At 63.0% G+C, this 13,258-nt stretch carries 10 protein-coding genes; 7 read left to right on the forward strand and 3 right to left on the reverse strand.

The window, feature by feature from the left end; all coding sequences use genetic code 11:
• Positions 1-636: 636 nt before the first annotated feature.
• The 4 genes from PZ897_RS04425 to PZ897_RS04440 all read left to right on the forward strand — a co-directional run bounded on the left by PZ897_RS04425 (position 637) and on the right by PZ897_RS04440 (position 4,735).
• Positions 637-1,482 (forward strand): class III extradiol ring-cleavage dioxygenase, encoded by an 846-nt coding sequence (locus PZ897_RS04425; protein WP_275750284.1) that lies wholly within the window; start codon positions 637-639, stop codon positions 1,480-1,482.
• 35 nt (positions 1,483-1,517) lie between these two features.
• Complete coding sequence (locus PZ897_RS04430; protein ID WP_275750286.1) at positions 1,518-1,739, forward strand: hypothetical protein; 222 nt, start codon at positions 1,518-1,520, stop codon at positions 1,737-1,739.
• A gap of 96 nt (positions 1,740-1,835) precedes the next feature.
• Positions 1,836-3,521, forward strand: a complete 1,686-nt coding sequence (locus PZ897_RS04435) for an NAD+ synthase (RefSeq protein ID WP_275750287.1) — start codon at positions 1,836-1,838, stop codon at positions 3,519-3,521.
• Positions 3,518-4,735, forward strand: coding sequence for an MFS transporter (locus PZ897_RS04440; protein WP_275750474.1), 1,218 nt, complete (start codon positions 3,518-3,520; stop codon positions 4,733-4,735). Before PZ897_RS04435 ends, PZ897_RS04440 begins: the two co-directional genes overlap by 4 nt.
• Before the next feature lie 35 nt (positions 4,736-4,770).
• Here the strand turns inward: PZ897_RS04440 and PZ897_RS04445 are convergent, their stop codons facing one another.
• The 3 genes from PZ897_RS04445 to dgcA all read right to left on the reverse strand — a co-directional run bounded on the left by PZ897_RS04445 (position 4,771) and on the right by dgcA (position 9,649).
• Positions 4,771-5,952, reverse strand: coding sequence for a DUF2865 domain-containing protein (locus tag PZ897_RS04445; RefSeq protein ID WP_275750289.1), 1,182 nt, complete (start codon positions 5,950-5,952; stop codon positions 4,771-4,773).
• A gap of 169 nt (positions 5,953-6,121) precedes the next feature.
• Entirely contained in the window at positions 6,122-8,437 is a 2,316-nt protein-coding gene (locus tag PZ897_RS04450; RefSeq protein ID WP_275750291.1) for an NADP-dependent malic enzyme, read from the reverse strand.
• A 228-nt stretch (positions 8,438-8,665) separates the two neighbouring features.
• Positions 8,666-9,649: an N-acetyl-D-Glu racemase DgcA gene (gene dgcA, locus PZ897_RS04455; RefSeq protein WP_275750293.1), complete on the reverse strand. Its 984-nt coding sequence runs from the start codon at positions 9,647-9,649 to the stop codon at positions 8,666-8,668.
• A gap of 100 nt (positions 9,650-9,749) precedes the next feature.
• Between dgcA and PZ897_RS04460 the strand changes: the two genes are divergently transcribed.
• The 3 genes from PZ897_RS04460 to PZ897_RS04470 are packed head-to-tail and all read left to right on the forward strand — an operon-like array spanning position 9,750 to position 13,170.
• The gene (locus PZ897_RS04460; RefSeq protein ID WP_275750295.1) at positions 9,750-10,940 is read left to right on the forward strand and encodes an MlaE family lipid ABC transporter permease subunit; all 1,191 of its coding nucleotides are present in this window, start codon (positions 9,750-9,752) and stop codon (positions 10,938-10,940) included.
• 11 nt (positions 10,941-10,951) lie between these two features.
• Positions 10,952-11,800 (forward strand): ABC transporter ATP-binding protein, encoded by an 849-nt coding sequence (locus PZ897_RS04465; RefSeq protein ID WP_275750297.1) that lies wholly within the window; start codon positions 10,952-10,954, stop codon positions 11,798-11,800.
• Positions 11,800-13,170, forward strand: a complete 1,371-nt coding sequence (locus tag PZ897_RS04470) for an MlaD family protein (RefSeq protein ID WP_275750299.1) — start codon at positions 11,800-11,802, stop codon at positions 13,168-13,170. Before PZ897_RS04465 ends, PZ897_RS04470 begins: the two co-directional genes overlap by 1 nt.
• The last annotated feature ends 88 nt before the right edge of the window (positions 13,171-13,258 follow it).

Here is a 13,258-nt window from a genome sequence, read left to right on the forward strand (position 1 = left end):
ATGGATCGCGAACGTTTCGATGCAGGCGGGAGGGAATGCCCCGGTGGAGGTGTCCTAACGTAGGGTGCGGCTGCCGGGGAGGCGATGGCCAACGCGGTTCCGCTGGCGGGCGGCGCTCTTTCGTGCGCGCCGTGCAAAGCCAGCCACCGGGCCGGGTTCCCGTCCTGGCTCGCGCAAGCGGGCGAGGCGTGCGGAACCCACAAGTCCGGGCCTGTGGCGGACATGGCGCGTTTTGCGTCAGGGTCCGTGCCGGAACTTGCGCCCAAAGCAGCTCCCGTGGTCCGTCCAGGCTGCGGCCGGGGCAACCCGGGCGGAGGGCCCTGAAGAGGGGCAGGTGAGTAAGCCAGCTCCTGTGCGCTGCGAGGCCGACGCCTGTCGGATGCGGACATCATCCGGCGAGATTCGGGCCGCGCGCGTGCTGCGCCACCGTTTTTTACATTTTCCGTAAGGCAAAGCCCGCGTGCGGCCCTCCGGATTTGACCTTCCCAACCCTGTCGACGTGGTCGACCGGCGGCCTTGGCACGCCGGATCGGGCGTGCCGAAACCGTTGTTCATCAAAAGCGAACGCTCAGTGATCAAGTTTGGATCTACCGTGAACGTCAATCCGCAGCTAGGTTGCACTCAAGGAGACAGACCATGACCGCACGCCTTGATTTTTCCGCCGCGCCGCTGCCGGCCTTGTTCATCTCGCACGGATCGCCCGATACGGCGATTGCCGACACTGCGGCCGCCGGCTGGCTCAAGCGGCTGGCGGCAGAGCTGCCGCGGCCCCGCGCCATCGTGGTTGTCAGCGCCCATTTCGAGGTCACCGGTCATGTCGCCGTTTCCGCCGATCCGAAGCCCGAAACCATTCATGATTTCGGTGGCTTCGCGCCCGAGCTCTATGCCATTCAATACCCTGCGCCGGGCGAGCCGGAACTGGCACGGCAGATCGCCGGCCGCCTTCAGACAGCGGGTTTTGCCGCCCGCGCGGTTGACAGCCGCGGCTTTGACCATGGCGTCTGGGTGCCGCTGACACTGATCTATCCCGATGCGCAGATCCCGGTGGTCTCGGTTTCGGTCGATCCGCAGCAAGGCCCGGCGCATCATTACCGGCTGGGCCAGGCGCTCGCAGGCCTTGGCCGCGACGGCGTGCTGGTCATCGGCTCGGGCTCGTTCACCCACAATCTCGGCGAGGCCTTCAAGGCGCTTCGCACAGGCAAGCGGACAGCCCCGGTGCCGGGCTGGGTGCAGGCGTTCACCACCTGGATGGGCGAGCGGCTGGCGGCCAACGATATTGCAGGCCTGCTCGCCTATCGCGCGACGGCGCCGTTTGCGGTCGAAAACCACCCGACCGACGAGCATCTGCTGCCGCTCTACGTGGCCATGGGCGCGGCAGGCGAAACAGGCACGGCGCAACTGCTGCATGACAGCGCCGAATTCGGCGTGCTGTCGATGAGCATGTGGCGGTTTGATCCGGCCCCTGTAACTCAAGCGGCTTAACCTCGTCTTCAGGCCAACTGCTCTAAAGCGTCAGCATGATTTTGTGCTACCGCCCTGGTCCATCCTGTCTTGCGCTCGCGCTAGCTCTCAGCCTGTCGGGGTGCGGCAGCTATGTGGTGGCCAGAACCCTCACCGGTGCCGGTTCGCTTGCGGTGGGCGGTGCAGCTGGGGCGGTCAGACTGACCGGTACGGCCGTCGGTGCGACCGCAGAAGCGGTTGCCGGCCTTGGCCGGGCTGACGAGAGCGGCTACGAGTAGGAGCAGGCTACACGAAGGCGGGGCAATCGGCCGATTGATCCGCCGATCCGATTTCGATGATTTGCAAGTGCTGCAAGTTGGGGTAACACCAATCTCATGACCCAGACCCAAGCTTCTCCGCCCGACATTTTGCGCATTGCTGTCGCCCAGCTCAATCCGACCGTTGGCGATATTGCCGGCAATCTTGCAAAGGCGCGTGAGGCGCGGGCAGATGCAGCCCGCCATGGCGCGGATGTGGTGCTGTTTACCGAACTGTTCATCGCCGGCTATCCGCCCGAGGATCTGGTTCTCAAACCGGCCTTCCTCGCCAGTTGCCTCAAGGCGGTCGACGCGCTGGCGGCCGACACCGGCGACGGCGGCCCTGCGGTGATCATCGGCTATCCGCGCGCGGAAGCCGGCAAGCGCTTCAATTCGGTGGCGGTGCTCGACGGCGGCAAGCAGATCGCCTGGCGCGATAAGGTCGACCTGCCCAATTACGGTGAATTCGACGAAAAGCGGGTGTTTGATGTCGGCGACATGCCCGGCCCGGTGGCGGTGCGCGGCGTGCGCCTCGGCATTCCGGTGTGCGAGGACATCTGGGGCGAGCTTGGCGTGTGCGAAACATTGAGCGAAAGCGGTGCTGAAATCCTGCTGGTTCCCAACGGTTCGCCCTATTATCGCGGCAAGGTTGAAGTTCGCCAGCAGGTGGTGCTCAAACAGGTGATCGAAAGCGGCCTGCCGCTGATCTATGCCAACCAGGTCGGCGGCCAGGACGAACTGGTGTTTGACGGCGCCAGCTTCGCGCTCAACGCCGACAAGAGTCTCGCCTTCCAGATGAGCCAGTTCGAGGATACCGTGTCCGTCTCCACCTGGAAGCGGCAGAAGGATGGCGGCTGGGTCTGCGCCAAGGGGCCGATGTCGGCCATCCCGGAACGCGAGGAGGCCGACTACCGGGCCTGCATGCTGGGGCTGCGCGACTACGTCAACAAGAACGGTTTCCGCAATGTGGTGCTGGGCCTGTCGGGCGGGATTGATTCGGCCATCTGCGCGGCGCTGGTCGTCGATGCGCTGGGGGAGGAGCGCTTGCGCGCCGTCATGCTGCCCTACCGCTACACCACCGAAACCTCACTCCTTGATGCCCAGGCCTGCGCCACCGCACTGGGATGCCGCTATGATACGGTGGCGATCGAAGAGCCGGTGCAGGGCTTTCTCTCGGCGCTGGGCGAGATGTTCGAAGGCACCGAGGATGGCGTCACCGAAGAGAACCTGCAAAGCCGGGCGCGCGGCGTCATCCTGATGGCGATCTCCAACAAGTTCGGCTCGATGGTGGTGACGACGGGCAACAAGAGCGAGATGTCGGTCGGCTACGCCACGCTGTATGGCGACATGAACGGCGGCTTCAACCCGATCAAGGATCTCTACAAGACCCAGGTCTATGCCCTGTCGCGCTGGCGCAATGCCCATGTGCCGCCGGGTGCGCTGGGGCCTTCGGGGGAAGTCATTCCGGTCAACATTATCGACAAGGCCCCCTCGGCGGAACTCCGTCCGGACCAGACCGATCAGGATTCGCTACCGCCCTATCCGGTGCTTGATGACATTCTCGAATGCCTGGTGGAGAACGAGATGGGCGTCGAGGACATCGTGGCCCGCGGCCATGACGTGGCCATTGTCCACCGCATCGAGCATTTGCTCTACCTCGCCGAATACAAGCGCCGCCAGTCGGCGCCTGGGGTCAAGATCACCCGCAAGAATTTCGGACGCGACAGGCGCTACCCGATTACCAACCGGTTCAGGGATCGCTGATGCTTCTGACATTTCTGCGCGACAATGCCCGCTGGGTCGCCGGCGGTTTTTTTCTGACGTTCTTCTCCTCGTTCGGGCAGACGTTTTTCATCTCGCTGTCAGCCGGCGACATCCGCGCCGAGTATGGATTGAGCCATGGCGGATTTGGCTCCCTGTACATGATCGCCACGCTGGCGAGTGCCGCGAGCCTGCCGTTTGTCGGCAAGATTATCGACAGGATCAGCGTTGCCTCGACCGTGGCTCTGGCCGCCCCGGTGCTGGCGCTTGCCTGCCTGCTGATGGCGTGGTCCACCTCCCTGGCGCTTCTGGTGCTGGCGATCTATCTGCTCAGGCTGTTCGGGCAGGGCATGTTCACCCATATCGCCATGACCGCGATGGGGCGCTGGTTTGCGGCGCAGCGCGGCCGGGCGATCTCGCTGACCACCATCGGTGTCAATTTCGGCGAGGCGCTGTTTCCAATCAGTTTTGTCGCCGCGGCGGCTCTGGTGGGCTGGCGCGGCACCTGGCTGCTGGCCGCAAGCGTGCTGATGCTGGTGGCCTTGCCGGTGATTTACGCGCTGCTCAGGCGCGAGCGCACGCCGCAGTCGGTTGTTGTCGACCCCAACCGACCGGCTGCAAGGGAGTGGACCCGCAGTGAAGTGATCCATGATCCGTTGTTCTGGGCGGCGATGGCCGGGGTTCTGGCGCCATCCTTCATCGGCACGACGGTGTTCTTTCACCAGGTCTACCTGTCCGAATTGCGGGGTTGGGATCCCAGCGTGTTTGCTGCATCCTTTGCGCTCATGTCGGCGATGAACATCCTGTTTGCGCTGGTCTCGGGGCATTTGATTGACCGGTTTTCGGCGATCCGGATGCTGCCGATCTTTCTGCTGCCGCTGTCACTGTCGTGCTTCGTGCTGGCGTTCACCAATGCGCCCTGGGGTGCTTACGTGTTCATGGCGCTGATGGGCGTGTCCTACGGATTTTCGTCAACCCTGTTCGGGGCGTTGTGGCCGGAGCTTTACGGTACCAGGCATCTTGGCGGGATCAGGTCGCTGATCGTCGCCTTCATGGTATTCGGCACTGCGGTCGGGCCGGGTCTGACCGGTGGGCTGATCGACGCCGGCGTGTCCTATCCGGCCCAGATCACTGCCATGGGCGTCTACAGCGTGCTCATCAGTGTGGTGCTGATTCAGGTCAGCCGCCGAGCGCTGGCGCGCAACGCCCGGAATTAGCGCGGCGTCGCAATCGCGCGACGGTTTGGGCCGGATCAGCGGATCAGCGGCTGGCCGCCAGCCTTGAGATCGAGATGGTCGGACTGATCGGGCAGGAATGTCGGGCCGACCATGCGGACATGTTGCCGGTCCTCGGTCAGCGGACGTTCTGCGGTGGAAGCGGCCAGCACGGCGGCGACATCTCTCAGGTTCAGGTGTATGTCGGCCTCGAGCGCGGTTTCGGGATCCTCGCCGGGATCGGGCCGACTGAACGGGCGAACCCATGTGGTCACCGCCTCATCACCACTGGTCTCGCCATTCAACAGGGCCTCGCGGCGCTGCATTTCCTTGTAAAATGCAGCCATGTTGCAGCCGCAGGCCTTGCTCATCGGTGCACCTGCATTGCGGTAGGCGAAGGCATTGGGCATTTCCGTGTAGGGGGTCCGGGTGCGGGCCGAGACCATATCTTGGCTTTCCTGACCCAGTGCCGAGTGGAAATACAATTCGGTCTTGATCCCCGGACACATCATCTGGCAGGTGCGTTCGTCGCGGGCGAAATCCGACGCAGCCGCAGCGGAGGAGACGGGAAAGAAAAATCCGTCGCAACTGCGCACACACAGCGTCCGGTAGTTGCCGCCGCGGGAGGCCTTCGGCTCTATGACGATACGGGCGCGGTTTGTGTCCGAGCGGCCGGCGCTCGCCGCGCGTTCGACCCGGTTTCGTTGCGTGCGGACAACCGAGACGGCGCCCGCCGGTTTTCTGGAGGGCCGGCTCAAGGCTGCCTGCTCCCCTTTGAGCTTGGCGGCCTGCACGCGCGCACGTCTGCCGTCGCAATCATTGGCCCTGAGGGCCGCCTCGATGCGGCGGACGGCCAGCTTGCTGTCGCGGCTGGCGTAGGAATCGCGCTTGCGTTCGAGCGCATCAAGATTGGCGCGCATTTTGACGTGCGCTGCACCGAGCTTGGCGCAGGCCTTGGCGTTCTGACCGCCTCTGACGATGAAGCTGCCGCTCCTGCAGCCAAAACGGCTGAGATCGGCCCGGACCTGGCGGATCTGCTGGCCTTGGCGAACCGCGGCATCGGCGTAGCGCTGGAATTTGGCGGACGAGCCTGCGGTTGCGGCGGCGTTGCCGAGCTGTGCCTGAAGCCGTGTGCAGACGTTCGATGCCTGCGCCGCGCTAGTCCCGGCCAGGCCCAGAGCGAGCAGGATCATGGAACAGCGACCAAAAACGCGACGCATGACAGTCTCCAGGACAGGTACAAAGTTGTTTCGTATCCAAACAATAGCCTGGATACCCTAACAGTCTTCATACTAGTGCTGAGACGCGGCGGCGCCAACCACAACCGTTTGTTTACCTTAACCGGGGGCGAGGGGCCGGATCCGGGAAACCGCCATTGATGCGTTGCCCTTAGCCGGTGGATGACGCCTCCACCACCGCCAGGGCCACCATGTTGACCACACCGCGTGAGGTCACCGATGGCGAAAGAATATGGGCGGGCAGGGCATTGCCGAGCAGGATCGGTCCGACATGCAGGGCGTCCGTCATCGTCTTGACCACACCCAGCGCGATATTGGCCGCGTCGAGCGTGGGGAACACCAGCAGATTGGCTTCACCCGTCAGCGTGCTGTCGGGCATCACCCGGTGGCGCAGGGCTTCGGATATGGCGGAGTCGCCGTGCATCTCACCATCCACCTCCAATTCGGGGGCCAGCGCGCGGATCATCTTGAGGGCACGGCGCATCTTGTCCGCACTCTCGGAATCGCGTGAGCCGAAATTCGAATGCGACAGCAGTGCTGCTTTCGGGATGATGCCGAAACGGCGGATTTCTTCGGCCGCCATGATCGTGGTTTCGGCAATTTCCTCGGCGCTGGGGTCGAAGGAGACATAGGTGTCGGTGAAGAATGTCGCGCCCCGCTGCGAAATCAGCAGGCTCAGTGCGGAAAAATCGATCACGCCTTCGCGCTTGCCAATGATCTGCGCCACATCGCGCAGATGTCTGGAGTAGCGGCCTTCAAGCCCGCAAATCAGCGCGTCGGCCTCGCCGCGGCGCACGGACAAGGCGCCAATAACCGTCGCATTGGTGCGGACAATGGTGCGTGCCGCTTCCGGGATCACACCCTTGCGTCCGACAATTGAGAAATATTCATCCACATAGTCGCGAAATCGTGGATCATCTTCGGGGTTGGTGACGGCAAAATCCACGCCCGGCCTGATTCGGAGACCAAATCGCTTGAGGCGGGATTCGATGATGCTGGGACGGCCGATCAGGATCGGCTCGGCGATGCCTTCTTCCAAGAGCACCTGTGCGGCGCGCAAAACCCGCTCATCTTCGCCTTCGGCAAAGATCACGCGCTTCTTGGTGGCGGATTTGGCGGAGGTGAACAGCGGCTTCATGATCAGGCCGGAGCGGAAGATAAAGCGGTTGAGCTTGTCGACATAGGCTTCCATGTCGGCAATCGGCCGGCGGGCGACGCCGGATTTTGTGGCCGCTTCGGCCACAGCCGGTGCGATGCGCAGGATCAAACGCTGGTCGAAGGGAGAGGGAATGAGATATTCCGGGCCAAACACCGGCGTTTCGCCGGAATAGGCACGCGCCGCAATGTCGGAGGGTTCTTCCTTTGCCAGCCCCGCTATGGCGCGAACGGCAGCCATCTTCATTTCTTCGTTGATGGTTCGCGCGCCGCAATCGAGCGCCCCGCGGAAGATATAGGGGAAGCACAGGACATTGTTGACCTGGTTGGGGAAATCGGACCGCCCGGTGCAGATCATCGCATCGGGGCGTGCGGCGCGGGCAACGTCCGGCATGATTTCCGGCGACGGGTTGGCCAGCGCCATGATCAACGGATGCTCTGCCATGTTGGCAAGCATCTCCGGCTTGAGCACGCCCGCAGCCGACAGGCCGAGAAACACGTCGGCGCCGCCGATCGAGTCGGCCAGCGCCCGGTTGTCGGATTTCTGCGCGTAGATCGACTTCCACTGGTCCATCATTTCGGTGCGCCCCTCATAGACGAGGCCGTCAATGTCATGAACCCAGATGTTTTCGCGTCTGGCGCCCATCGTCACCAGCAGGTTGAGGCAGGCAAGGGCGGCTGCCCCAGCGCCGGAAGTGACGATCTTGGCATCCTCGAGCGTCTTGCCGGCCAGTTCAAGGCCATTGAGGATGCAGGCTGCGACGATGATGGCGGTGCCATGCTGGTCATCATGAAACACCGGAATGTCCATGATCTCACGCAGCTGCTGCTCGACTTCAAAGCATTCCGGTGACTTGATGTCCTCAAGATTGATGCCGCCAAACGTCGGTTCGAGTGCGGAAATCACGCTGACCATGCGCTCCACATCCGGGGCGTCGATCTCGATGTCGAAAACGTCGATGCCGGCAAACTTCTTGAACAGGACAGCCTTGCCTTCCATCACCGGCTTGGAGGCCAGCGGCCCGATATTGCCAAGGCCGAGCACGGCTGTGCCGTTGGACACGACCGCCACCAGATTGGCGCGCGCGGTGTAGGAGTCTGCCGCATCGGGGTCGTCCCGGATGGCGAGGCAGGGCGCGGCAACGCCGGGCGAATAGGCCAGCGCCAGATCGCGCTGGTTGCCCAGCGTCTTGGTTGCCTGGATCTCGAGCTTACCGGGACGTGGGTAGCGATGATAGAACAGGGCGTTCTCATCCAGTTCGCCACTGGACGGCTTCGGATCGGCTGCGCGTTTGGTGTCGGTGGAGGTCATCTGCGGCTCTTCTTTACTGAAAGCAAATGGGTGTGCCGGTCGCGGTCGATTCGCCGGGCATCAGGATTGGGTGCGAGGAGAGGCGGGCGGCTGCATGGCGGCTCAATGCAGCGCAATCGGCGCCGAGCCTGTCGAAAGTCATGCAACCCCCCTCCAAAAACCATTTCAGTGGTTCGATTCAGTTCTAGAACCGATCACGCTCAAATGGAACCTGTTTGATGGGCGGTTTCAACCCCAGAGGTCGGCCGAGGGCGGGGAGACGAGCGAGCCGGAATAGACCAGGCCCGGCGACTGGTCGCGGGCGAGCAGCAGCGGCCCGTCAAGATCGACCCAATCGGCGTCCTGGGCCAGCAGCACCGCCGGCGCCATTGCCAGCGAGGAGCCGACCATGCAGCCGATCATCACCCCGAAGCCAAGCTCGCGGGCACGATCACGCATCTTCAGAGCCTCGGTGAGGCCGCCGGTCTTGTCCAGCTTGATGTTGATTGCGTCATAGCGGCCAAGCAGCGAATCGAGGTCGGCGCGGGTGTGAACGCTTTCATCGGCGCAGATCGGCACCGGACGCGGTATATGGGCCAGAATCTCGTCCTTGCCGGCAGGCAATGGTTGCTCGATCAGGCCCACGTGCAGTTCGGCAGCCAGCAACAGATGTTCGCGAATGTTGCCTTCATCCCAGCCTTCATTGGCGTCAAGGATGATTTCCGCATTGGGGGCGGCGCTGGCCACCGCATGCATGCGGGCCCGGTCATCGGATGTGCCGACCTTGACCTTGAGCAGCTTCTGCGACGCGTGCGCGCGGGCTTCGGCAGCCATGTCGGCGGGTTCGCCGAGCGAAATCGTCACAGCGGTGGGAACCGGGCGGGGCAGCATGCGGCAGGCCGTGGAGGAGGCGCGTGTGCCGCTCAGCTTGGCTTCGAGATCCCACAGGGCACAATCAATGGCGTTGCGCGCCGCACCGGCCGCCATGGCGCTTTGCAGCTCATCCCGGCTCATGCCCGATGCGATGGCGTCGTGGAAGGATTGAATGGTGTCGCGCACGCCTTCGACCGTCTCTCCGTAGCGCGGGTAGGGCACGCATTCGCCACGGCCGGACTTGCCATCTTCGGTGATGGTGCAGGTCACCACATCGGCGGCGGTCTTGGCGCCGCGCGAAATGTTGAAAGCTTTTGTCAGCGGAAAACTGTCGATCGTGACGTGAAGTTGACGGGGCATTGCAACGGGTCCGTAAATAAGGGTCGATAAGCAGGCAACTTGGACCCGAATCCGCTGTCCGTGCGGTGACAGGTCTGCAACGAGCCTATATGTGTGAGGCATGTTGACCAAACAACAAAATGAGACAGGAGTCGAGGTCCCTTCAGGCGACAACACAAGCCCGTCGGCGCGCATCAGGCACGAGGTCGACGCGGCGGGTGAGCGGCTGGTTTTGACAGGCGACTGGCGGCATGCGGCGATTTCCGGCGTCTATGGCAAGTTGCAGGAACTGCAGGCCCGGCTTTCGGGCGAACCGCTGGTCATCGATCTTGAAAATGTCAGCAATTTCGACACCGCCGGCGCCTGGCTGGTGCGCAAATTGATGGCGGCGGCGAAAGCCCGCGGCGCCGGGGTCGAGCTGGCCGGCGCTTCGCATCAGGTGGCCGAGTTGATCGAGGCGATTCCCGACATGGTCGACGGCGCAGCCCGGTCCGCGCCGGAAAAGCCACCCGGGTTTGAGCGGATCTTCGCCCCCATCGGCAGGACCGTGTACGAGCTCTCCGATGATTTCGTCGCATCGCTCTATATCCTCGGATCGGCGGTCCGTGGCGCGCAGCTCAAGCTCAACCGCTCGGCCGGGATCTCGCCGGCGGCGATCGTCACCCATATCGACCGTATGGGTGTCCGCGCGGTGCCGATCATCATGCTGATGAGCTTCCTGATCGGCGCCATCATCGCCCAGCAGGGCGCTTTCCAGCTGCGCTATTTCGGGGCCGAGGTCTTCGTCGTCGACCTCGTCGGCATTCTGCAATTGCGCGAAATCGGTGTGCTGCTGACTGCCATCATGATCGCGGGCCGCTCAGGCAGTGCGATCACCGCCGAAATCGGCTCGATGAAAATGCGCGAGGAGGTCGACGCGCTCAAGGTGATGGGGCTCAACCCGGTCGGGGTGCTGGTGTTCCCGCGGCTGGTGGCCCTGACGGTGGTGCTGCCGCTGCTCACGGTGGTGGCGAACTTTGCCGCGCTGGCCGGCGCCGCCGCCGTCTCGTGGAGCTATTCGGGGATCACGCCGGATGTCTTCATCACCAGGCTGCGCGAGGCGATCGATCTGTCGACCGTGACCTCGGGCATGATCAAGGCCCCGTTCATGGCGCTGATCATCGGCATTGTTGCCGCGGTGGAAGGCATGAAAGTCGGCGGCAGCGCCGAATCATTGGGTCAGCGCGTGACCGCTTCGGTGGTCAAGTCGATCTTCATTGTCATTCTCGTCGACGGGCTGTTCGCCATGTTCTACGCAGCCATCGATTTTTGAGTCCGGACCCGATGCCGCAATCTCGCCCAACTGATACCAGCCGACCCGAAGTGATCCTTTCCGCGCACGACATCCGGGTTGCCTTCGGCACCAATGTGGTGCTCGATCAGCTCAACCTCGACGTCTATCGCGGTGAAATTCTCGGGTTTGTGGGCGGCTCGGGGACCGGCAAATCCGTGCTGATGCGCGCCATCCTGCGGCTGCTGCCGCGCCAGAAAGGTGTCATCCGCATTCTCGGCGAAGATTACGACAAGGTCGGTGACGCCAAGAAGATCGAACTCGACATGCGCCTGGGTGTGCTGTTCCAGCACGGCGCGCTGTTTTCGGCCCTGACTGTACGCGAGAACATTCAGGTGCCGATGCGGGAATATCTCAACCTGCCGCAATCGCTGATGGACGAATTGGCGGATCTCAAGGTGGCGATGGTGGGACTGGCGCCGGACGCCGCCGACAAATACCCCTCGGAATTGTCCGGCGGCATGATCAAGCGCGCGGCGCTGGCGCGGGCGCTGGCACTCGATCCGGATCTGGTGTTTCTCGATGAGCCGACCTCCGGGCTTGACCCGATCGGGGCGGCGGAGTTCGATGAGCTGATCGCGCAGTTGCGTGACACGCTTGGCCTGACGGTCTACATGGTAACCCACGATCTCGACAGCCTGTTTTCGGTGTGTGATCGCATCGCGGTGCTGGGTCAGAAGCGGGTGCTGGTGGAAGGAACGGTTGAAGACATGCTTTCATTTGACGATCCCTGGGTGCAGTCCTATTTCCAAGGCAAGCGGGCACGGATGATCCCGCGCCGAAGCCAGCAGCAAGAGACCGGCCTGCAGCACTCAAGCGGCCAGAAAAGCGAAACGAAGTAATGGAAACGCGGGCCAATTACGCCATTGTCGGCTTTTTCACTCTTGTGGTGATGCTGTCGGCCTTCGGCTTTGTCTACTGGATGGCGCGCTATGGCGGGGCGGGCGAAACCATCCAGCTGATCGTGCGCATTCCGGGATCGGCCAACGGGCTTTCCGTCGGCTCGCCGGTGCGTTTCAACGGCATCCAGTCCGGTGTCGTCCGCCGGCTCAGCATTGATCCCGACAGTCCCGACTTCGTCATCGCGCAGACCGAGGTGCAGACCAACACGCCCATCTACACCGACACGAAGGCGGCCCTCGAGATTCAGGGCCTGACAGGATCGGCCTATATCGAATTGCAGGGCGGCACCCCGACCAAGGACAATGTCCTGTACAAGGCCAGGGACGAGGGCGCCATCCCGGTGATCGAAGCCGACCCGTCGGGTGTGACCAACCTTCTGGCAACGGCGGATGATATTCTCACCCGGGCCAACCGGGTGATCGGGGAGGTCGAGGGCTTCATCAAGGATGCGCGCTCACCGCTGACCGAAACACTGAGGAACACCGAAGTGTTCACCGGCGCGCTCAAGGACAATGCCGACGGCATCGACGATTTTCTCAAGAGCGTCGCCAGTCTGTCGGAAACGGTCAAATCGCTGTCGGGACGGATCGACAGCGCGCTCGGATCGGCGGAAAACCTGATCAATGCGGTTGATCCGGACAAGATCGATCGCATTCTGGCCAATGTCGACAAGGTCACCGGCGAGGTCGCCAGCGCTTCGGGCGAGATCACCAAGACCCTGGAGAGTTTCAGCACGACGGCGCAATCGCTGCAGACCCTGGCCGCCGATGCCGGCACGTCGCTGGCCAAGGTCGACAAGGTGATCGACGGGATCGACCCGGCCAAGGTCGGCCAGGCCATGGATGACATCGCGGTTGCCAGCGCCGATGCCCGCAAGGCACTCGCCGACGCGCGCGGCGTGGCCGAGACCTTCGGCGCGCGGCAGGAGGATTTCGATCTGATCATCACCGACGTCAAGGAAATGAGCGGACGGCTCAATGCAGCCTCGGCCCGTGTCGACGGCGTGCTGGCCAAGCTCGACAATTTCCTCGGCGAGAGCGACGCCTCAACGCTGATCGCGGATGCCGAGGCGACGCTGAAATCGTTCCGGGATATGGCCGATTCGCTCAATGCCCGCATTGGCCCGATAGCCGACAACCTGCAACGGTTTTCCGGTTCCGGACTGCGTGATGTCGAGGCGCTGGTCAATGAGGCGCGGCGTTCGATCCAGCGCATCGAGCGCTCGGTATCGACAATCGAGAAGGATCCGCAACGGCTTATTTTTGGTGGAGACACGGTCAAACAATATGACGGGCGTACACGGCGTTGACTCTTTTGCTGCTGCGTCGCAAGACAAATGTTAACGAATTGCTAATCGGCCGGGTGCGGCCTGGGGGAGTGGCGTAAGCGTGAAAGCG

The organism is Hoeflea sp. YIM 152468 (assembly GCF_029210485.1).
GTDB lineage: Bacteria > Pseudomonadota > Alphaproteobacteria > Rhizobiales > Rhizobiaceae > Hoeflea.